Genomic DNA, 21,257 nt, shown 5'->3' on the forward strand with positions numbered 1-21,257 from the left:
GACAAAAGTGTTTAGTCTCGCTGGTGAGCCAGTAGGAGGTTGTCGCGGTGTTGTCGTGCGTCGAGGTTCGCCGATCCGCCGGAGGCCTCCGGTTACTCGTCCGTCCCCCGGCCGCGTCGCGCTGGAGCGCGCGGCTGGGGTACGAACGGGTGTCGGAGTTGCTCACGGCGATTCGTCAGTCCGAGTCGTGCTCGGTGCCGGACGTGGCGCTGAGGTACGTGCCCGACCAGCGCACTGGTGAGGCGGAGCTGGCGTGCGAGACGGGGTCCGTTCTGCTGGACGCCGAAGAGGTGACGGCGCTGCACGACGCGTTGCGCGCCCACATGCCGGACAGGATGAGGCCACTACCCGCTTAGCTTGCGAGCGAGCCATTCCGTGCGCATGCGCCGTGCCCGCCGGGAGAGCGCCGCGTCGGGGAAGATCGCGTCGAAGCCGTGGAACCCGCCCGCCCACGTGTGCAGTTCGGCGTCGCCACCGGCCGCCCAGAGTCGTGCGGCGTAGGCGACGTCCTCGTCCCGGAACACCTCGGCCGTGCCGGTGTCGACGTAGGTGGGCGGCAGTCCCGAGAGGTCCTCGGCCAGAGCCGGTGACACGTAAGGGGAAACGTCCGTCGCGTCACCGAGCACCGACCGCCAGCCGAACTCGTTCATCTCCCGCGTCCACACGCCGGGAACGCCCTCGTACTGCCTGCTCGACGGGGAATCGTTGCGGTGGTCCAGCATCGGGCAGATCAGCACCTGTGCGGCGATCCGGGGGCCGGCCAGGTCGCGGGCCATCAACGTGACTCCGGCGGCCAGTCCGCCGCCCGCGCTGATGCCCGCCACGACGATGGTGCCGATGCCGAGTTCGCCCGCCGCCCACAGCAGGCCGCGGTAGCAGTCCTCGACCGGCGTCGTGCCGGTCGCCTCGGGGGCGAGCCGGTGCTCGACGGTGACCACGGCGACGCCGAGTTCGGTGAGCCACTGCAACGGGATGTCGATCTGCGAGAACCGGTCGCCCATCACCATTCCGCCGCCGTGGATCCAGTAAACGCACCCGGCCGGTGTGATCCCCTTGGGGCGGAACACGGTCAGCTCGATCTCGCCGAGGGTGACGTCGTGCCGTTCGGCGTCGGTCTTGAACGGCTCTGACGGCATCTGGCGGACCATCTGGAGCATGTCGGCGCTGAGTTCGATCGACAGCGGCATGTCCGCGAGGAGCGCCCGCAGCTCGGAGTCGATCTCGGGGCGGGACATCAGAACGCCGCCTTGCCGCCGACGGGCAGCTCGTCGAGGTACGTGGACTCGCCGTCGAGCAACGTCTGGAGCTTCGCGACGAGCGCCTGCGCCTGCTCGCCGGCGAAGAACGCGCTGTGCGCCTCGGCGGACCTCCAGCCCTCGGTCACGTGGACGACGTCCGGGTTCGCGGCCGAGCGGCCGACCAGGAAGACCACGCAGTCGTCGTTGGTGAGCGAGGGCGCGCCGAGCAGGAACTCGACGACCTCGTCGCCCTTGCCGGGGCGTGCGGTCAGGGTGGCGTGGAAGCCGTGTCCGACACTCATGTGATTCTCTCCCTGGTTGTTCTGGCGATGCACCTATCAGACCAGCCTGAACAGGGGAGATGGGAGATCGATGCTGCTCGACTCTTGCCTGATCCTCTCAGTCGAGCGGTGCGGGAGAGCTGGCCTCGGGGACGAGGACCGCGGGCGTGCCGCTGCCGTCCGCCGGCACCGCCCACACGTCGTTCAGGCCGTCGTCGCGCTGGATGCCGTAGGCGACGGTCCTGTCGTCGACCCACGCCGGCTGGTCGTCGACGCTGCGCGTCTCGGCGAGCTCGGTGATCCTCCGGGACGCCAGGTCGAGGACCGCGACGCGCCAGCCCTTCTGCGGGTCGCCGTCGACGGCCTTCTTGTAGGCGATGCGGGTGCCGTCGGGCGACAGGGACGGGCACTCGACGTCGTCGAGGTCGGTGAGCGGCTTGACCGTGCGGGCCGCGAAGTCGCCCTCGAGCAGGTAGCGGTGGCCGCCGGTGGACATGGTGGCGTAGAAGCGGTTGTCGTCGGCGGTGAACGTGACGCCCCAGTAGTTCGTGTCGACCGGCCGCTGCGGCACGCCCTCGACCGCGAACTCCTCCAGGGACGTGACCAGCGCGCCGGTCGTGGTGTCGAGGATGCCCGTGCTGGTGGAGAACCCGTTGGCGGCGTAGGAGTGGCCGTCGACGAACAGCGTCCACGCCACCATCCGGCCGCTCGCCGACACCCGCGTGCGGTTCGGGAAACCGGTCAGCGGGATGGTCCTCACCTCGCGGAGGCCGGTGTCGAGCACGGCGAGTTCGCCCGCCTTCAGCGCGCCGACCGGGCGCAGGCAGGAGATCGTGCCCGCCGCCGCGTACGCGCGGTCGCAGCTCTGCGCCGTGACCTCGCGGGAGCCGGCCGGATCGGAGCGCGACACCGTGGAGAGCTTTCCGTTGCTCAGCACCATCAACCGCGGCCCCGCGCCGGTCGGAACGGACCGCGCGGCGTGCTCGGGCGTGGCGCCGGACAGCGCGGTGTAGCCCGCGGCGACGCCGCCGAGCAGCACGGCGGCGGTGAGGGTGATCAGCAGGCGCTTGGTCATCGGCGGCGTCCCAGCAGTGCGGCGGTGGTGATCAGGGCGCAGACCACCGCGACGGCGGCGATCCGGGTGGCGGCCTCGGGGCTCCAGAACTGCCAGGCGAGGCCGAACAGCACGGACGAGCCGAGGTAGGCGAGCGCCTGTCCACTGTGGATCAGCGCGATGCCGGTGGTGCGCAGGCGTTCCGGCAGGACCGGGCCGGCCAGTGCCATCAGCACGCCGTCCGTGCAGGCGTAGAAGACGCCGTAGAGCAGCACGACCAGCACGAGCAACGGCCAGCCGCCCAACGGCCCGTGCAGCAGCAGGTAGACGACGGTCAGCGCGCCGTACCCGGCCAGCATGACCTTCAGCCGGCCGACGCGGTCGGCGAGCGCGCCCAGAGGTGCGGCGAGCAGCAGGTAGACGAGGCTCGTGCCGACGGCGAGCAGCGGGAACCAGCCGAACGCCAGTCCCTCGCGCTTCTGCAGCAACAGGTACACGAACCCGTCGCCGATGGTGACCAGTCCGAGCAGGGAGGCGGCCAGCACGATCCTCCGCACGGCCGGGTCCTTCAGCAAAACGAGCTTGAGCGGTTCCTTGCGCTCCAGCGGTTCCGGCCGGTCCCGCACGTACAGCACGAGAACCAGCACGCCGAAAGCGGCGATGCAGGCACTCACCACGAACACGGCGTCGAACGACTGCGCGGACGCGGCGAGCACGGCCATGGCGACCAACGGCCCGGCGAACGCGCCGATGCCGTCCATCGCCCGGTGCACGCCGAACGCCCGGCCGAGGTCACCGCTGGGGGTGGAGAGGGTGATCAACGCGTCGCGCGGCGCGGTCCGCAGGCCTTTGCCCGCGCGGTCGGCCGTGATGACGAACCCCAGCGCCGTCAGGGAGTTCCCGGCGGCGAGGAGCCCGAGCTTGGCCACCGCGGAGAGCCCGTAGCCGAAGCCCGCCACGGCCTTGCGCCGGTTCGTCCGGTCGGCGAGGTATCCGCCGGCGAGCCGGAGCAGGGTCGTGGCGCCGGTGTAGACGCCGTCGATCAGCCCGTACGCGGCGGGACTGAGCTGGAGGCCGATGACCAGGTACAGCGGGAGGATCGCGGCGACCATCTCCGACGACACGTCGGTGATGAGGCTGACGGTGCCGAGCGCGAAGACGTTGCCGCTCAACCCCCTCCAGTTCGCCGTCCTGGGTTTGTCGAGAGTGGACAGGTACATCATCGGCCTCCAGCGGTCCGTCAGTGGCAGGCGGTCGTGCCGCTGTCGGTGTAGGTCTTGCCCGCCTCGGGGACGAACTGCCAGTCGAAGCTGTTGCTGTGCAACGTGAACTTCAGGACGCCACGCGTACCGGTGTTGCGCGCCTCGCTGTTCGGCCTGATCGTGCCGAACCCGTACGCCCCGGCGCCGCCCATGCCCGCGACGAACGTCCGGATGCCGCGCGAGTTGTCCAGCGAGCCGCCGGGGTTCTGCGGGGCGAACCGCTCGTACTGGTGGTTGTGCCCGAAGACGACGAGGTCGGCGTTGTAGTCGTACAGCGCCTGGAACAACGGCCTGGTCGCCGTCGAGGGCGCGTGGTTGGCACCGCTGGTGAACAGCGGGTGGTGCCAGTACGCCGCGACGCACGCCTTCGTGCTCGCCGCCAGGTCCTGCCGCAGCCACTGCTCCTGCGCGCTGCCCGCGGACATGGTGATGTTGGAGTTCAACGACACGATGTGCCAGTCGCCGATGTCGTAGGAGTAGTAGCCGCGGCCCGACGGACCGGCCTGCGCGCCGAAGTAGTCGTAGTACCCCGTGGCGCCGCTGGTGTTGTAGTCGTGGTTGCCGGGTGACGGCTTGGTGCGCGCCTTGTGCCGGCCCCACGTCGGTTCGTAGTAGGTGCTGAACTGCGACGCGGTGCCGTCCGGGTAGACGTTGTCGCCCGTGGTCCAGACGGTGCCCTGGATGCCGTCCAGCAACGCGGCCGTGGCCGTGTCACCGGAACCGGAGTCGGCGATGTCGCCCGCGCCGACCCAGACCGGGTCGCCGGGAGGCGGCGTCGTGCCGTCGGTGACGACGAGCTGCGGCGCGGTCGCCCCGCTCTCGCGCGAGTCGTAGTCGGCGCCGTCGATGTTGCCCGACGTGATGCCGATGCTGTACGTGCCGTTGCCCGTGACGAGGCTCGTGACGTCGACCTCGTACCAGGCGTTGCGCACGACCGAACCGAGCGAGCCCAGCGTGGCGCCGTCGATCGCGGGCTGGTTGTTCCAGGTCACCGCGGTCTCGGTCCAGCTGACGTTCGACATGGCCCGGAACGTGCCGCCGTTCGGGCTCTCCGCTCCGGAGACGTCGTCGGTGTGGATGCGCAGCTTGGCGTTGGAGACGCCGCTGACACCGGAGACCGTGAACTTGAGGAACGTCCGCTTGACCGGCGAGTTGTCGATGCCGAGCTGGCCGGACGTGCCGTAGTTGGTCCCGGTGGCCCCGTTGTCGACGTAGGTGTCGGCGGTGGGCGTGAACGTGGTGGTGGCGGCGTGAGCCGAGGTGGAGGCGGTGAGGGTGGCCGCCGTGACGATGATCGTGGAGAGCACGGCCAGTGGAGCCCTGCGACGTGACATGCCTGTCCTTGCTGTGGTGGGCGGACGTGGGCCGTCGCGAAGGGTAGGGCTCAAACGAGTCGCGCACGATGGTCGTTGGGCGGCCACCGGGTGAACGGCCGGAAAATCCCCCTCCGGGGTGGGGAGGTATTTCCGCGCAGGACGAACGCTCCGTACAGGTATGGGAGTCGAGGTGCACGACCCTCGCTGGCTCGCGGCCGTGCCGGAGGCCGAGCTCGTCGTCGCGCTGGACGAGGTGGGGGAGCACGCCGCGCGGGGGCACCGGGTGACGGTGCTGATCGACCTCGTGCCGGGCAACGTGTCCGTGCTGCGGGGCCTGGCCGCCGAGGCCGTGGGGGAGGGCGCTCGCAAGGTGCGGGTCAGACCGCACGGCGTCGACCGGGTCGACCTGGTCTACGCCGCCGTCGAGCTGGGCCGGATCGCCGAGGACGACGCCGTCGAGGTGCAGTTCGACGTCACGTCGGCCGCACTGCTGCGCGCCGATCCGGCGGCGTTCGTGCGGGTGGACCCGCTCGTGGTCGAGAGCGACGGGACGGTCGTGCCGATCTGCGCCGGTCTGGAGGACTACGCGCTCGGCACGCTGGGGTCGTTCGACGACCTGGTGGCCGCCTACGACCCGGAGCCCGTGCGGGACCTGTGTCGCGTGGCGCTGACCCGTGCGCTGGCCGACACCGGACCGCTCGTGTCCTGGTACGAGCACCTCACCCGGACAGCAGCCGAGATGCGCTCCGGGTGTTGATCACCTGGTCCGGCGTGACGCCGCACTCCTCCGCCCGCGCGCAGCCGTAGTTCAGCCAGTCCAGCTGGCCGGGCGCGTGCGCGTCGCTGTCGATCGAGAACGTGCAGCCGGCGTCGACGGCCAGGGACAGCAGCCGGCGCGGGGGATCGAGCCGTTCGGGCCGTGAGTTGATCTCGACGGCCGTGCCGTGCTCGGCGCACGCCTCGAAGACCTCCTCCGCGTCGAACTGGGACTCCGGGCGGCCCTTGCCCACGACGAGCCTGCCCGTGCAGTGGCCGAGGATGTCGACGTGCGGGTTCCTGACCGCGTTCACCATCCTGCGCGTCATCTCGGCGCGGGGCATCTTCAGTTTCGAGTGGACGCTCGCGACCACGACGTCCAGCCGTGCGAGCAGGTCCTCGTCCTGGTCGAGCGAGCCGTCGTCGAGGATGTCGACCTCGATGCCGGTGAGGACCGTGAACGGAGCGAGCTCGGCGTTCAGCTCCGCGACGACCTCGAGCTGCTTCTCCAGCCGGTCGCGGGACAGTCCATTCGCGACGGTAAGGCGCGGGGAGTGGTCCGTCAGCACCATGAACTCGTGGCCGAGGTCGCGGGCCGTCTCGGCCATGTCGCGGATCGGGCTGCCGCCGTCGGACCAGTCGGAGTGCACGTGGCAGTCGCCCTTGAGCCTCGCCCGCATCTCCTCGCCGCCGGTGATGTCGACGTGCCGGAGCTTCGCCAGATAGGACGGTTCGCGGTTCGCCAGCGCGTCCACGACGACACCGGCCGTCGACTTGCCGACGCCCTTGAGGTCGGTGAGCGTGCCGAGCTTGGCCCGTTTCTCCACTTCGGCGGGGTCGAGGTCGGCGAGGACGGAGGCCGCGTTGCGGAACGCCTGGACGCGGTAGGTCGGCTCGCCCGCCCGTTCGAGGTGGAAGGCCACCTGCTTCAACGCCTTGACCGGATCCATACCCCTTCCTACCCCACCGCGGTGAATTTCACCCGACCTTCGGGGGTGTCGGGCGGCTCGGCGACTGCGGAAGCGTTCGGGCGCTGACCGACTACGGAGGGGTACGCGGTGAGGAAGCGTTGGGGTGCGGTGGCTTTGGTGGCCCCGCTGTTCATGTCCCTGGTGGGAACGGCTCAGGCGGCGCCTGGCCCGTTGGACGAGTACTACACCCAGACCGTGGCGTGGGCCGAGTGCCCGGCCGGCTGGGTCACGCCCTCGGCGGGGGTCGAGTGCGCCACGGTGATCGTGCCGATGGACTACAGGAACCCGGGCAACGGCAACCTGGAGATCGCCCTGTCGCGCAAGAAGGCGACGGATTCCGCGCGCCGCAGAGGCGTGCTGATGACCAACCCCGGCGGCCCCGGTGGTTCCGGCCTGGGCGCCGTGCACTGGTTCAACGCCCAGACCGACGTGCTGAAGATCTACGACGTCATCGGCATGGACCCGCGCGGGGTCGGCCGGTCGACGCAGATCCGCTGCATCTCGACGCCGACCGACGACGAGTTCCCGTCCCGCCCGGCGGACGCGCAGCTCTCGAACTGGTCGGACTACGCCCGCGCGGTCGAGGACAACTGCCAGCGCGGCGGCGGTGAGATGCGCAGGCACATCTCCACCATGAACACCGCCCGCGACATGGACGTCATCCGCGGGGCCATGGGGGAGAAGAAGATCTCCTACGTCGGCTACTCCTACGGCACGCAGCTCGGTGCCGTCTACGGCTCGATGTTCCCGAAGTTCCTCGACCGCAGCGTCCTCGACTCCGCGCTCGACCCGCTGAAGACGTGGCACGAGCAGGACGTCGACGTGGTGGACGCGATCACGGACAACCTGAAGAAGTGGACGGAGTGGACCGCCGCCCGCAACGGCACCTACGGCCTCGGCACCACTCCCGCCGCCGTCCGCGCCGAACTGGACGCGATCGCCGCGAAGCTGAAGGACGGTCCGCACGGCGGCTACGCGGACGTGACCTCGTTCGACTACGCCGTCGGCGCCACCCGCTACCGCCGCTCGTGGGCCGCGTTCTCGCGCCACATCGCCTCGATCAAGGCGGGCGTCGCCGATCCCGCGGAGGCCTCCGCGATCGTGGCGGCGCTGAAGAAGGGCGACATCGAACCGACCTCGCCCGGCACGTTCCAGGCCGTGGTCTGCGAGTGGGACTGGTTCACCGACGTCAACACGTACTACAACGACATGAAGCGCTGGCGCGACACGAACCCGTACGGCGGCACCGTCGACTACATGGCGCCGACCAACTGCACGTTCCGCGCCTTCCAGCGCCCGGAGAAGATCCCCGCCATCACCCGCAAGTACCCGGCGGGCCTCGTCGTGAACTCCGACGGCGACACCCAGACCCCGCTCGCCAACGGCAGGGTCATGGCGGAGCACCTCGCCCAGCCGCTGATCAGCGTGGCGAACGACGGCCAGCACGGCCACTACGCGTTGCGCCGCAACACCTGTGTCGACACGATCGTCAACAAGTACCTGGTGTCGGGCATCCTGCCGGCGTCCCGGGTCACCTGTGCCGGCACGGACATCGCGGAGACGGTGCCTCCGGGCGCGGCGGCCTCGCTGGGCGCGCAGTCCTCGCGGCCGTTGAGCGACGTCCTCGCCGAGATCGCCGCGGAGACCAAGCCCTTCTAGAAGTCCGCTAACCGGGCGGCACGACGCGGCCGAGCCGTTTGCGCACTCCCTCCTCCTGGTAGCGCGCAACGGTCTCGGCCAGCTGCACGCACGCGCGCTCGATAGCCTTCCTGGCCTCGTTGCGCTCGCTGGTGATCGCGCTCAGGATCAGCCCGGTCAGCGCCACCGAGCCGTTGAACGCCTGCAGCACGATCATCGTCGTCAGCAGGTCCCTGGCGACGAAGTGGCCGTCGGCCGCGGACATCACCGCCGCGACGGAGGTGATCGCGGCGCACGGCGCGGCGATCGCGTGCTGGAAGCGCAGCGCGGCCCAGATCAGCATCGGGAACACCAGGAACAGCAACCGAGAGCCGGACGTCGTCACGAACGACGCGAGCGCCGCCGTGCCGGCCAGCAGCACGAGCGCCTCGGCGAGCCGGCGCGGCGAGACCTGCCAGTGCCGGGGCAGGGTGAGCAGCAACGGGGTGAAGACCAGCACGCCCATCGCGTCGCCGGTCCACCACACCGACACCACGGCGGGCACCTCGCGCCACGGGATCACGCCGCCGAGCTTCAGCGCCGTCGCGCCGACGAGCGCGCTGACCAGCATCGCGCCCAGCGCGCCCGCGAACACGAGCAGCAGCGCGTCCTTCAGCCGGTCGAGCGCGGGCCGGAAGCCGAACCGGGTCAGCAGGTACCAGGCGACGAGCGGTGCGGCCGTGTTGCCCGCGGTGATCATCACGGCGGAGAAGATCGGCGCGCCCAGGGTGATGTTGGCGGCGAACGCCCCGATCGTGATGCCCGGCCAGATCCTGCGGCCCGACATCAGCAGTGCCGCGACCGAGATCCCCGTCGGCAGCCACAGCGGGGTGACCTGCCCCTCGACGAGGGCCAGGACCAGCCCGACCTGCGCGGTCGCGTAGTACGCGAGCGCGACGCCGGCGATCGTGGCGGCGGTGCGGAATGCGGCGTTCACCGCAACATGCTGCACCCCTGCACACGGGATGAACAGACCTTGCGACAGGGCGTACCCACCTGGACTCACTCCGTGGATAGGTAACGATCAGTTCCAAATGCATGGGCGATCGCGGCCCGGCTTTGACCAGTGCAAATCAACATACCGGCTGGTATGCTCGGCGACTCCCAAGCGGGTCGCTGGGCTGTTCGGGTTGACCTCGGCCGGGTGATTGCGCCCGGAGGCCGGCGACTAGTACCCGTTGGTAACAAGCTGTGTGAGGGGACCCGATGAGGACCGTGTTCACGACCTGCCCGCTCTGCGAAGCGACGTGCGGGCTGGAGCTGACGGTCGAGGGCGACCGCATCACGAAGGTGCGCGGCGACCGCGAGGACGAGTTCAGCAAGGGCTTCCTCTGCCCCAAGGGCGCCTCGCTCGGCACGCTCGACGCCGACCCCGACCGCCTGCGCGCGCCGCTGGTCAAGCGCGACGGCGAGTTCCAGGAGGTCACCTGGGAGGAGGCCTTCCGCCACATCGACGAACGCCTGAAGGACTTCCCCGACCGCAACGCCGTCGCGCTGTACCTCGGCAACCCGGTCGCCCACTCGCTCGCCGGCGGCCTCTACGCCGGCCCGCTGCGCAAGGCCGTCGGCAGCCGCAACATCTTCACCGCGAGCACCGTCGACCAGATGCCGAAGCACGTCCAGGTCGGGCACATGTTCGGCAGCATCTTCTCGATCCCCGTCCCCGACATCGACCGCACCGACTTCATGCTGGTGCTGGGCGCCGACCCGTTCTCGTCGAACGGCAGCCTGTGGACGGTGCCGGACGCGCCGGGCCGGTTCCGCGACCTCCAGAAGCGCGGCGGCAGGTTCGTCGTGGTCGACCCGCGCCGCAGCCGGACCGCGCAGGCCGCCGACCAGCACGTGGTGATCCGGCCGGGCACGGACGTGTTCCTGCTGCTCGCGCTGATCCACGAGTTGTTCGCGCAGGACCTCGTGGACCTGCGCGACCTCGCCGGGCACGTCACCGACCACGAGGTGATCCGCTCGCACGTCGAGGCGTTCGGCCCGGAGGCCGTCGCGGAGCGCACGGGCGTCGACGCGGCCACGACCCGCGCGCTCGCGAGGGAGCTGGCCGCCGCGGAACGCGCTGTCGTGTACGGGCGGATCGGCACGACGACGGTCGAGTTCGGCACCGTCGCGTCCTGGGCGGTCGACGTGCTCAACGCCCTCACCGGCAACCTCGACCGGCCGGGCGGCGCGATGTGGCCGCTGCCCGCGCACAACCGGCGCGGATCGGGCACCGGCAACGGCTTCGAGACCGGCCGCTGGCACAGCCGCGTGAAGAGGCACCCCGAGGTGATGGGGGAGTTCCCGGCCGTCACGCTGGTCGACGAGATCGAGACGCCCGGCGAGGGCCAGGTGCGGGCGCTGTTCACGATCGGCGGCAACCCCGCGCTGTCGCTGCCGAACTCGGCACGGGTGAACGCGGCACTGTCCTCTTTGGACTTCATGGTCAGCGTCGACCCGTACCTCAACGAGACCACCCGGCACGCGGACGTCATCCTGCCCACGCCGCCGCCGTCCCGCCGCGACCACTACGACATCGCGTTCCTCAACCACTCGGTGCGCAACTACGTGAAGTACTCGCGCGCCGCGATCCCGCTGGAGGAGGGCAGGGTCGACGAGACGGACATCTTCTTCCGGCTCGCCACGATCTTCAGCGGCCTCGGCCCCGCCGCCGACCTCGACGCCGTCGCCGCGTTCCAGCTCGCCGGCCTGAAGGAGAAGGCGGGCGTCGACTTCGAACCCGAGGGCAAGACCCGCGAGGAACGCCTGCTGGACCTGAAGCTCCGCACCGGCGCGTACGGGCTGTCGCTCCAGCAGGTGCTGGACCACCCGCACGGCATCGACCTCGGCCCGCTCACCCCGCGCCTGCCGGAGATCCTGCGCACCCCGTCCGGCAGGGTCGAGCTCACCCCGGCGCCGATCGTCGGCGACCTGCCGCGCGTGCTCGCCGCGCTGCGGACGCCCGAGACCGGCCTGGTGCTCGTCGGCCGCAGGCACCTGCGCACCAACAACTCCTGGATGCACAACGTGCCCGCCCTGGTGAAGGGCAAGCCGTTGTGCACGCTGCTCGTCCACCCCGGTGACGCCGGACGGCTCGGCCTGAGCGACGGCGGCACGGCCCAGGTCACCTCGCGCGTCGGCGAGGTCGAGGTGCTGGTCGAGGTGACCGCCGACATCGCGCCGGGCGTCGTCTCGATGCCGCACGGCTGGGGCCACGACCAGCCGGGCACGCGCCTCACCGTCGCGAACGAGCACGCCGGGGTGAACGTCAACCTCCTCACCGACGACCTGCGCATCGACCCGCTCTCGGGCACCGCCGTGCTGAACGGCACCCGCGTGCGGGTCGTGCCCGCCTGAGCTCCGCCGCCGGAAAACCGTTGGGACAGCGCTGAAGGAGTCGCCATGACCGCCGGAGTGACCAGTCCGAGCGCGGTGCGGGCCGTCCGCCGCATAGCCGACCTGCCGTTCCTCGCGGAACAGGCGTACGGCGACGCGGTGGCGTGGCGGTTCAAGCAGGACGGCCGCTGGGTCGACCGGACCTACGGCGAGGTCGCCGAGCTGGTGCTGGACCTCGCGTCCGGCTTCGTCCACTCCGGACTGGAGGCGGGCGACCGGGTCTGCGTGCTCGCCAACACCCGTCCCGAGTGGACGGCGGTCGAGCTCGCGGTGCTCGCGGCGGGCGGCATCGTCGTGCCGATCTACCCGTCGAGCACTCCCGAGGAGATCGCCTGGGTGGTCGGCGACTCCGGCGCGTCGATCGTGGTGGCGGAGAACGCCGAGCAGTGCGCCAAGGTCGAGTCCGTCCGCGGTGAACTGCCCGAGCTGCGCGAGGTCCTCTCGATCGACCCGGCCGGCGACCGCTCCCGCGTCGCCGGGCTGGAGGACTCCGGCCGCACCTCTCCGCTCGCCGACGTGCTGGACGCCCGCAGGGCCGCGATCAAGCCGGAGGACCCGAGCCTGATCATCTACACGTCGGGCACCACCGGCCCGCCCAAGGGGTGCGTCCTCACCAACGCGAACTGGGTAGCCCTGTGCCGGGTCGCGGAGGAGGCCCGCATCGACGCGATGACGGGCACCGTCTACCTGTTCCTGCCGCTGGCGCACGTCTTCGCGCAGATCGTCATGTTCGGGACGATGTACCGCGGTGGCGCGCTCGCGTACTTCGGCGGTGACATGTTGGCGATCGTGCCGGAACTGGCCGAGGTCCGGCCGACGTTCCTGCCGTCCGTGCCGCGCATCTTCGAGAAGATCTACACGTTCGTCACGTCCAGCGTGCCCGCCGACCAGCTCGCGCAGGCGGTGGCGCTCGGCCTCGAGGTCCGGCGCAGGCGTGCCGCGGGAGAGGTGGTCCCGCCGGACATGACGGCCGCGTTCGACCAGGTGGACGCCCTGTTCGCCAACGTGCGCGCGGTGTTCGGTGGCCGGTTGGTGCAGGCCTTGTCCGGCGCCGCACCGATCTCGCCCGAGGTGCTGCGGTTCTTCCACGCGGCCGGGGTGCCGGTGCTGGAGGGCTACGGCATGACCGAGTCCACGGCCGTCGGCACGATCAACACGCTGGGCCGCTTCAAGCTCGGCTCGGTCGGCGCGTCCGGCGTGGCGGGCCTCGAGATGAAGGTCGGCGAGGACGGCGAACTGCTGATGCGCGGCCCGCACGTCTTCGCGGGCTACTGGCGCAACGAGGAGGCCACCGCGCAGACGTTGCGCGACGGCTGGCTGCACACCGGCGACCTGGGCGAGATCGACGACGACGGGTTCGTGACGATCACGGGGCGCAAGAAGGACATCATCATCACCGCGGGCGGCAAGAACATCGCGCCGGCGAACGTGGAGAACGTGCTGCGCCAGTCCCGCTGGATCTCGCACGCCGTGCTGTTCGGCGACCGCAAGCCCTACTGTGTGGCCCTGCTCACACTCGACGCCGACGAGATCGTGCCCTGGGCGACGGCCCGCGGGTTGCCGTCCGACCTCGAATCATTGGTGGGTCACCCGGATGTGCGCACGCTCGTGCGGGAAGTTGTCGACGAAGCGAACTCGCACTTCGCCAGTGTTTCCCAGGTGAAGAAGTTCGTGCTGCTCACCAGGGATCTGTCCCAGGAGGAAGGTGAGCTCACGCCGACGTTGAAGGTCAAGAGGACGGTGGTGCATCGACTTCACTCTGCGTTGTACGAAGGGCTCTACGAGTAACCCGTACGTACGAGAAATCCAAAAACAGGTACATCCACCCTGGCGGTTTCCTTCCGCTCAGGGCAGAGTGGGACACCAAGCGGCGCACGGCCCCCTCCCCCCTCGGGCCCAGCCGCTTCGCGGCCCCGGCTCACGGCGTACTCCCCCCAGACGCCCTGCCGGGGCCGCCTTGCGTTCACCGCCGGGGCGGCGCGGTGGTCCCCCGCACGATCAGCTGGGTCTCCGCCACCACCTGCGGCGCCTCCACCCGGTCGGAGTCGAGCCAGTCGAGCAACAGGTTCACGGCCGTGCGCCCCGCCTGCGCCACCGGCATCGCGACCGTCGTCAGAGCGGGCGAGCACAGCGCCGCGTACATGAGGTCGTCGAACCCCGTCACCGACACGTCGCCGGGCACCGCGATGCCGCGGTCGCGCAGCCGTGCCAGCACGCCCAGCGCCATGATGTCGTTGTAGGCCACGACCGCCGTCACGCCGGAGGCCACGGCGAGGTCCGCCGCCTGCAGGCCGCCCTCGTACCGCGGCGCGAACGGCCCGAGGTCGACCAGGTCGACCTCGTGTCGTGCCACCGCCTTCAAGAGCCCGCGGCGACGCTCCTGGTTGGACCACGACGTGCGAGGCCCGTTGAGGTAAGCGATCCGGCGGTGTCCCAATGCGACGAGGTGGTCGACGACGGCGTGCATGCCGCCCGCCGAGTCCATCAACGCGGCGGGCACGCCGGGCAGCCGCCGGTTCAGCAGCACCAGTGGCGTCACCTCGGCGGCCTCGCGGACCTGCGAGTCCTCCAGGCCGGGCGCGCACAGCACGACTCCGTCGACCTGCTTCGCCATGGCGTGCACGAGTTTCGCCTCGGTGACGGGGTCCTCGTCGCTGTCCGCCACGAACACCGCGTAGTCGGCCTGCACCGCCCGCGCCTGCACGGCTTTCAGCACGCCGGTGAAGAACGGGTTGTCGAGGTCCGGCACGACGATGCCGATGTTGCCCGTCTTGCCGGTGATGAGACCGCGCGCCGCCCGGTTGGGCTGGTAGCCGAGCTCGGACGCGGCGGTCAGCACGCGCGACCGCGTCTCCGGCCGCACCAGTTCGGGAGAGGTCAGCGCGCGCGACACGGTGGCGACGGAAACATGCGCCCTGCGTGCCACGTCGCGGATCGTGACTGCCACCGGTACCTCACCCTCAGCTGTGGTCGGGCCCATCATGACGGGTCAGGTGTGAAGTGGGGGCAGCGCGAACGTCCCGGGAACGCGGAAGACCCCCGGACACGCGGTCCGGGGGTCTTCCCACTTCAACGTATAGCGCATGGGGGGTCTTGCGGCAAGACCCCGTCACCGGCGCAGAATCTCCCGCCATGACGGGGAACTGGGGAGCCGGGGAGAAACGTGTCGTGCTGGCGGGGTACGGGTCGCGCGGGGACGTCGAACCGCTGATCGCCCTCGCGGTGGCGTTGCGGGACCAGGGTGCGGACGTGCGGGTGTGCGTGCCACCGGACGAGGAGTTCGTTGCGCGGCTTGCCGAGCACGACGTGGCGCTGGTCCCGTTCGGACAGTCCGTCCGGGACCTGGTGACGAGCACGCGGCCGGATCCGCCGGCCGTCGCGGCCGCGCTGGTGAACGAGTGGTTCGGCCCGGTCGCCGCCGCGGCCGAGGGGGCCGACGTGCTGGTGGCGACCGGCCTGATGCCCGCGGGCGCGCGGTCGGTCGCCGGGCACCTGGGCCTGCGGTACGTGCTGGCGATGTTCCACGACGTCTCGCTGCCGTCACCGCACCGCAGGCCGTCGGGCCGGCCGGGCAAGCCGCTGCCGCCGGACGAGACCGACAACGAGGTGCTGTGGCGCATCGACGCGGAGAACGTGAACGCGATGTACGCCCCGGCGTTGAACGAGAACCGCGCGGCACTCGGCCTGCCGCCGGTCGGCAACGTCCGCGACCACGTCTACGAGGGCGCACTGCTGCTGGCGGCGGACCCGGCGCTGTGGCCGGCGGCGGTCCTGCCGAACCTGCGCGTCGAGCAGACCGGGGCGTGGTTCCTGCCCGACGAACGCCCGCTCGCGCCGGATCTGGTGGCGTTCCTGGAGGCCGGTGAACCACCGGTGTACGCGGGCTTCGGCAGCATGGCCATGCACGCCTCGGGGGACCTGGCCCAGACCGCGGTCGACGCGATCCGCGCCTGCGGCAGGCGCGTGCTCCTGGGCAGCGGCTGGGCGGGCCTCGCGAAGGTCGACGACAGCGACGACTGCTTCGTCGTCGGCGAGGTCAACCAGCAGGCGCTGTTCCGCCGCGTCGCCGCCGTCGTGCACCACGGCGGCGCGGGCACGACGACGACCGCGGCTCGTGCCGGCGCGCCGCAGGTGGTGGTGCCGCAGATCGTGGACCAGCCGTTCTGGGCGCGCCGGGTCGCCGAGCTGGGCATCGGCGCCGCGCACGACGGCCCGGTGCCGACCGTCGAGTCCCTGTCGGCGGCGCTCAGGACGGCGCTGGCTCCGGAGGCTCAGGTGCGTGCGGCGGCCGTGGCGGGGGAGATCCGCACCGACGGAGCGGAGAGGGCGGCCCGGTTCCTGCTGGACGGCTAGCCCTTCGAGGAGGCGGTTGACAAAGCGGAACGGCGCTCCGTATCGTTCCGGAACGTCGCTCCGCTTGAGTCGACCGCACTCGAAAGGGACACCCAGATGACCGTCTTCACCGTGAGCCCCGTCGTGCTCGAGATCCCCGGCAGGCCCGTCGACCTGCGGCTGAAGGTCTCCGCGCCGACCGAAGGCACCGGCCTGCCGATCCTGTTGCTGTCGCACGGGCACGGCAACTCGAACCACCTCTCCTCGCTGAACGGCTACGCGCCGCTGGCGAACCACTGGGCCGAGCAGGGCTTCGTCGTCCTGCAGCCCACCCACCTGAGCAGCCGCAGTCTGGACCTGCCGCAGGACACCCCCGGCGCGCCGCTGTTCTGGCGGTCCAGGGCCGAGGACATGTCGCACGTGCTCGACCGCCTCGACGAGGTCGAGAAGGCGGTGCCGCAGCTGCAGAACCGCTGGGACCGCACGAAGATCGCCGTCGTCGGCCACTCGATGGGCGGCCACACCGCGAGCCTGCTGCTGGGCATGAGGACCGAGGGCGTCAGCCTGCGGGACGACCGGGTCAGGGCGGGCGTGCTGCTCGGCTCGACCGGCCGCGGTGACGCGGTCACCGACTTCGCCAAGGAGCACTACTCCTTCATGGCGACCACGGACTTCAGCGAGATGTCCACGCCCGCGCTCGTCGTCGCCGGGGACGCCGACGCGTCCGAGCACCTCACCACCGCGGGCCCGGACTGGCACGCCGACCCGTACCACCTGGCGCCCGGCCCGAAGGACCTGCTCACGCTGTTCGGCGCGGAGCACGGGTTCGGTGGCGTCTCGGGGTACGACGTCGCCGAGACCACGGACGAGAACCCGGAGCGCGTCGCGACGGTTCTGCGCCTCACAACGGCCTACCTGCGCAGTCAGCTGCACGGCACCGACGACTGGCGGAACGTCGAACTCGAGGACGGTCGGGTCGACTCCAAGAGCTAGAGAGCATTCGGCTCCGGGTTCGCGCCGGGCCGTGACAGGAACTCGAAGTCGCAGCCCTGGTCGGCCTGCGTGATGTGCTCGTAGTACAGGGCGCCGTACCCGCGTTCGAACTTCGGCGGCGGCGACACCCACGCGTCCCTGCGGCGCGCCATCTCCTCGTCGGAGATCTCCACGCGCAACACCCGCGCCTCGACGTCCAGCGTCACGAGGTCGCCGTCCCGCACCAACGCCAGCGGGCCGCCGACGTGCGCTTCCGGTGCCACGTGCAGAACGCAGGCGCCGTAAGAGGTTCCGCTCATCCGCGCATCCGACACGCGGACCATGTCCCGGACGCCTTCGCGCAGCAGCCTGTCCGGGATCGGCAGCATCCCGTACTCCGGCATGCCGGGCCCGCCCTTCGGGCCGCCACCGGCCAGCACGATCACGGAATCCCTTGTCACGTCGAGAGACGGCGAGTTGATCCGTGCCTGCAGGTCGGCGTAGCCGTGGAACACCACGGCGGGCCCGGTGTGCCGCCACAGCGCGGGATCCGCCGCCACGTACTTGATCACCGCGCCGTCCGGGGCGAGATTTCCCCGCAGCACGGCCAGACCGCCTTCCGCCGAGACCGGGGCGTCCAGGGGCCGGATCACCGACGGGTCGTGCACCTCGGCGCCGTCGAGGTCCTCGCCGAACGTCCGCCCGGTCACCGTGATCCGCTCGAGGTGCAACGACTCCCGCAGCCGTGACAGCAACCCGCGCAACCCGCCCGCGTAGTAGAAGTCCTCCATCAACCCCGAACCGGCGGGCTGCACCGAGGCCAGCACGGGCACCTCGCGCGACAACCGGTCGAAGTCGCCCAGCGACAACGGGATCTGCGACCGCCCGGCCATCGCGATCAGGTGGATGTACGAGTTCGTCGACCCGCCGAGCGCCAGCACGGTCCGGATCGCGTCCTCGTACGCCTCCGCCGACAGCACGTCGCCGATCGTCAGCCCCTCGCGCACCACCTCGACGGCGCGCATGCCCGACGCGGCCGCCATCCGGTGGTGCGCCGAGTCGACGGCCGGGATCGACGACGCGCCGGGCAGTGTCAGGCCCAACGCCTCCGCGGCGGCCGTCATGGTCGAGGCGGTGCCCATCGTCATGCAGGTGCCGGGGGAGCGGGCGAGCCCCGACTGGATCTCCGCCCAGTCCGCGGACGAGATCGTGCCCGCGCGCTTCTCGTCCCAGAACCGCCACATGTCCGTGCCGGACGCGAGGTGCTCGCCGCGCCAGTGCCCGCGCAGCATCGGCCCGGCCGGCACGAAGATCGTGGGCAGCCCGGCGGAGGCCGCGCCCATCAGCAGCGCGGGCGTGGTCTTGTCGCAGCCGCCCATCAGCACGCACCCGTCGACGGGGTAGGAGCGCAGGACCTCCTCCGTCTCCATCGACAGCATGTTCCGGTACAGCATCGGCGTCGGCTTCTGGTACGTCTCCGACAACGTCGAAACGGGGAACTCCAGGGGAAAACCGCCGGCCTGCCACACCCCGCGCTCGACCTGCTGCGCCCGTTCGCGCAGGTGCATGTGGCACGGGTTGATGCCGCTCCACGTGTTCAGGATCGCGATGACCGGCTTTCCCCGGTGCTCGGAGGGGTTCAGGCCGAGCTGGCGCGCGCGGGCGTTGTGCGAGAACGCCCTGAGCCCCTCGCCCTCGAACCACTCGGAACTCCTCACAGCAGACCCCACGAGTTCAGCAGCACACCCACCGCGGACCGGTCGGGCTCGGACAGCACCGAGGCCGGCGGCCGCACCTCCCGGCGGCACAAACCCAGCTGTGCCAACGCTTCCTTCACCACGGACACGTTGTTCGCCGACCCGTTGCGCGCCCGCAGCTCCTCGAACCCGCGCACGAACTCCCACAGCTCCATCGCCGCACCGAACTCGCCCGCCCGCAGGCATCGGAACAGCTGCACCGACAGCTGCGGCGCCACGTTCGCGAGCCCGGACGTGAACCCCGAGGCCCCGACGGCGAAGTAGCCCGGTGCCGACAGCTCGGCGAGGCCCGCGACCCACGTCAGCCGCTCCAGCCCGGCGTCGCGCGCGACCGAGGCGAATCGCACCGGGTCCGGCACGGCGTACTTCACGCCCACGACGTTCGGGCACGCGTCCGCGAGAGCCGCGATCTGCGCGCCGCCGATGCGCGGGTCGCGCACGTACAGCACCGCGCTCAGCTCGGGCACCGCCGACGCGACCGCCCGGTGGTAGTCCACCCAGCCGTCGAGCGAGACGTACGGGTGCACCGGCTGGTGGATCATGATGCCGCGCGCCCCGGCCCGGTCCGCGACCCGCGCGGCCCCGACGGCGGACCCGACGTCGTGCCCCACCCCGGCGACGACCGCCGCCCGGTCGCCGACGGCGTCCACGGTGATCCGCAGCGCGCGTTCGGTCTCATCGGACGACAGCGTGTAGAACTCGCTCGTGTTGCCGTTCGGCGTCACGACGGAGATGCCGCCCTCGACCATCCGGTCCACCACGGCGGCGTAGCTCTTCTCGTCGATCGCGCCGTCCGCGTCGAACGGCGTCACGGTGATCGCCACGACGGACGCCAGCTGCTCGGTCAGGTCATCGAACGACATCGGCGAGCTCCTCGGCCACTCGGTCGGCGAACGTCCGGACGTGCCGGTGCAGCAGGTCCGCGGCCTCGGCGGCGAAGCCCTCCTCGGCGGCGACGAGGATCGCCCTGTGCTCGGCGTCCTCGGCCTCCCAGGTCGGGTGCAGGCCCCAGCCCGCCACGGTGACCAGCGCGGTCCGGTCGCGCAGCCCGTCCAGGACCTCGATCATCACCGGGTTGCCGCAGCCCGCGTACAGCGCGCGGTGGAACCGCCGGTTCGCGAGGCTGCGCCGGGCCAGGTCGCCGGTGTCGTCCAGCGCCGACCTGGCCTCGGCGAAGTCGGCCCCCAGCTCGACCGACCGGCGCAGCGCCTCGGGTTCGAGCAGCAGCCGCACGTCGAAGACGGACCGGGCGAGCTCGGCGTCGGCCGCGCGGACCGTCGCCCCCTTGTACGGGCTCATCACGACGAGCCCCGACCCGGCGAGCGTCTTGAGCGCCTCGCGCACGGGCGTCTTCGACACCTCGAGAGTCGCGGCGAGATCCGTTTCGACGAGGGCCTGACCGGGTTTCAGTTTTCCGGAAAGAATCGCTTCTTTGATCGATTCCAGAACGAAGTCGGTCCGGGACGCCGGAAGTGCGCCCACCCGGTCATACATCATATATGAGAGCGTAGGAGCAGGTAGAGGCCCGGTCAACCTTTTCCTGTGGTCTGCACAACCTCCTTGTATCTGCGTTGAACCAAGTTCCTCGCAGGCTCGTTCTGAGGGTGTTGGTCACCGCTGTGCGCGGGACTGGAGAGGGAGAGATTTGAGTGAATCGTTCCGCGTGACCGTGTCTCCCAACGAGTTGAACGAGAACGACATGCTGATGGAAGAACTGCCACCGGAGGCCGCGCTCGACGGGCCTCCGCCGGACCTGGACCACCTGCTCCAGCGCACGCTGGGCACGGTCCGGGAAGAGAGACACCGGGCCGTGCGCCGCCGAGGTCGCATCACGGCCCTGTCGTCGACCCTCGTGGTCGCCGGCGTGCTGGCCGGGGGCGTCTGGCTCGGCCAGGGGATGGGGGTCGGCGGCACCGCCGAGGCGGTTCTGCAGGGGACCTCGCCGGAGGGTGCGCAGATGGCCGTGCAGGTCACCGACACCGAGGGCGGCCTGAGGCTGGTCGCGACGGTCGACGGCATGCAGGACGGGGAAGCCTGCTGGCTCGTCGTCCACACGAAGGACGGACGGACCTTCACCGCGGGTTCGTGGCGGGCGCACGAGGGTGAGGTGACCCTGGCCGGGTCCGCGATGGTGCGCGCGGGCGACGTGGCCGGGGTGAGCGTGGTGGACCACGACCGCCGGCCGCTCGTGACCGCGCGGTAGGAGCAGGGACGGACGTGGGCGAACGCCGCCACTCGGCGGCGTTCCCCGGCGCGC

19 protein-coding genes are annotated in these 21,257 nt (G+C 70.9%); 8 read left to right on the forward strand and 11 right to left on the reverse strand.

Annotation, left to right across the window (positions count from 1 at the left end):
* Window positions 1–149 precede the first annotated feature (149 nt).
* Window positions 150–356 (forward strand): hypothetical protein, encoded by a 207-nt coding sequence (locus ND450_RS43230; RefSeq protein WP_089913993.1) that lies wholly within the window; start codon window positions 150–152, stop codon window positions 354–356.
* On the opposite strand, the gene ND450_RS43235 is transcribed toward ND450_RS43230, so the two are convergent.
* The 5 genes from ND450_RS43235 to ND450_RS43255 all read right to left on the reverse strand — a co-directional run bounded on the left by ND450_RS43235 (window position 345) and on the right by ND450_RS43255 (window position 5,169).
* On the reverse strand, window positions 345–1,235 hold the full coding sequence (locus ND450_RS43235) for an alpha/beta hydrolase (RefSeq protein WP_253323726.1): 891 nt from the start codon (window positions 1,233–1,235) through the stop codon (window positions 345–347). The two genes, ND450_RS43230 and ND450_RS43235, sit on opposite strands and share 12 nt — an antisense overlap.
* Window positions 1,235–1,540, reverse strand: a complete 306-nt coding sequence (locus tag ND450_RS43240; RefSeq protein WP_253323727.1) for a putative quinol monooxygenase — start codon at window positions 1,538–1,540, stop codon at window positions 1,235–1,237. The genes ND450_RS43235 and ND450_RS43240 overlap by 1 nt, the downstream gene beginning before the upstream one ends.
* 97 nt (window positions 1,541–1,637) lie before the next feature.
* Entirely contained in the window at window positions 1,638–2,594 is a 957-nt protein-coding gene (locus tag ND450_RS43245) for a hypothetical protein (protein WP_253323728.1), read from the reverse strand.
* Window positions 2,591–3,793 (reverse strand): MFS transporter, encoded by a 1,203-nt coding sequence (locus ND450_RS43250; protein ID WP_253323729.1) that lies wholly within the window; start codon window positions 3,791–3,793, stop codon window positions 2,591–2,593. The genes ND450_RS43245 and ND450_RS43250 overlap by 4 nt, the downstream gene beginning before the upstream one ends.
* A gap of 20 nt (window positions 3,794–3,813) precedes the next feature.
* Entirely contained in the window at window positions 3,814–5,169 is a 1,356-nt protein-coding gene (locus ND450_RS43255; protein ID WP_253323730.1) for a DNRLRE domain-containing protein, read from the reverse strand.
* Window positions 5,170–5,341: 172 nt separating this feature from the next.
* On the opposite strand from ND450_RS43255, the gene ND450_RS43260 reads away from it, so the two are divergent.
* Window positions 5,342–5,908 carry a hypothetical protein gene (locus ND450_RS43260; protein WP_253323731.1) on the forward strand — a complete coding sequence of 189 codons (567 nt, stop codon included), beginning with the start codon at window positions 5,342–5,344 and terminating at the stop codon, window positions 5,906–5,908.
* Here the strand turns inward: ND450_RS43260 and ND450_RS43265 are convergent.
* Window positions 5,871–6,857 (reverse strand): PHP domain-containing protein, encoded by a 987-nt coding sequence (locus ND450_RS43265; RefSeq protein WP_253323732.1) that lies wholly within the window; start codon window positions 6,855–6,857, stop codon window positions 5,871–5,873. The two genes, ND450_RS43260 and ND450_RS43265, sit on opposite strands and share 38 nt — an antisense overlap.
* A 108-nt stretch (window positions 6,858–6,965) precedes the next feature.
* Between ND450_RS43265 and ND450_RS43270 the strand changes: the two genes are divergently transcribed.
* Window positions 6,966–8,537 (forward strand): alpha/beta fold hydrolase, encoded by a 1,572-nt coding sequence (locus ND450_RS43270; RefSeq protein ID WP_253323733.1) that lies wholly within the window; start codon window positions 6,966–6,968, stop codon window positions 8,535–8,537.
* Window positions 8,538–8,544: 7 nt separating this feature from the next.
* On the opposite strand, the gene ND450_RS43275 is transcribed toward ND450_RS43270, so the two are convergent.
* The gene (locus tag ND450_RS43275; RefSeq protein WP_253323734.1) at window positions 8,545–9,492 is read right to left on the reverse strand and encodes an MASE1 domain-containing protein; all 948 of its coding nucleotides are present in this window, start codon (window positions 9,490–9,492) and stop codon (window positions 8,545–8,547) included.
* Window positions 9,493–9,761: 269 nt separating this feature from the next.
* Here ND450_RS43275 and ND450_RS43280 point away from each other — a divergent pair, with 269 nt between their 5' ends.
* Complete coding sequence (locus ND450_RS43280; protein ID WP_253323735.1) at window positions 9,762–11,900, forward strand: molybdopterin-dependent oxidoreductase; 2,139 nt, start codon at window positions 9,762–9,764, stop codon at window positions 11,898–11,900.
* Window positions 11,901–11,945: 45 nt separating this feature from the next.
* Window positions 11,946–13,727, forward strand: coding sequence for a long-chain fatty acid--CoA ligase (locus tag ND450_RS43285; protein WP_253323736.1), 1,782 nt, complete (start codon window positions 11,946–11,948; stop codon window positions 13,725–13,727).
* A gap of 175 nt (window positions 13,728–13,902) precedes the next feature.
* Here ND450_RS43285 and ND450_RS43290 read toward each other — a convergent pair whose 3' ends face one another.
* A complete protein-coding gene (locus ND450_RS43290; RefSeq protein ID WP_253323737.1) occupies window positions 13,903–14,886 on the reverse strand; it encodes a LacI family DNA-binding transcriptional regulator in 984 nt (327 codons plus the stop codon).
* A gap of 185 nt (window positions 14,887–15,071) precedes the next feature.
* On the opposite strand from ND450_RS43290, the gene ND450_RS43295 reads away from it, so the two are divergent.
* On the forward strand, window positions 15,072–16,292 hold the full coding sequence (locus ND450_RS43295; protein WP_253323738.1) for a glycosyltransferase: 1,221 nt from the start codon (window positions 15,072–15,074) through the stop codon (window positions 16,290–16,292).
* Window positions 16,293–16,388: 96 nt separating this feature from the next.
* Window positions 16,389–17,264 (forward strand): alpha/beta fold hydrolase, encoded by an 876-nt coding sequence (locus tag ND450_RS43300; RefSeq protein ID WP_253323739.1) that lies wholly within the window; start codon window positions 16,389–16,391, stop codon window positions 17,262–17,264.
* Here the strand turns inward: ND450_RS43300 and araD are convergent.
* The 3 genes from araD to ND450_RS43315 are packed head-to-tail and all read right to left on the reverse strand — an operon-like array spanning window position 17,261 to window position 20,494.
* The gene (gene araD, locus ND450_RS43305) at window positions 17,261–18,961 is read right to left on the reverse strand and encodes an L-arabinonate dehydratase (RefSeq protein ID WP_253323740.1); all 1,701 of its coding nucleotides are present in this window, start codon (window positions 18,959–18,961) and stop codon (window positions 17,261–17,263) included. The two genes, ND450_RS43300 and araD, sit on opposite strands and share 4 nt — an antisense overlap.
* Entirely contained in the window at window positions 18,958–19,863 is a 906-nt protein-coding gene (locus tag ND450_RS43310) for a dihydrodipicolinate synthase family protein (RefSeq protein ID WP_253323741.1), read from the reverse strand. The genes araD and ND450_RS43310 overlap by 4 nt, the downstream gene beginning before the upstream one ends.
* A complete protein-coding gene (locus tag ND450_RS43315; RefSeq protein WP_089914332.1) occupies window positions 19,850–20,494 on the reverse strand; it encodes a GntR family transcriptional regulator in 645 nt (214 codons plus the stop codon). The genes ND450_RS43310 and ND450_RS43315 overlap by 14 nt, the downstream gene beginning before the upstream one ends.
* 205 nt (window positions 20,495–20,699) lie before the next feature.
* Here ND450_RS43315 and ND450_RS43320 point away from each other — a divergent pair, with 205 nt between their 5' ends.
* Window positions 20,700–21,203, forward strand: a complete 504-nt coding sequence (locus ND450_RS43320) for an anti-sigma factor (RefSeq protein ID WP_253323742.1) — start codon at window positions 20,700–20,702, stop codon at window positions 21,201–21,203.
* Window positions 21,204–21,257: the final 54 nt, after the last annotated feature.

Origin of the sequence: Lentzea sp. HUAS12 (assembly GCF_024125735.1) — a bacterium.
GTDB lineage: Bacteria > Actinomycetota > Actinomycetes > Mycobacteriales > Pseudonocardiaceae > Lentzea > Lentzea albida.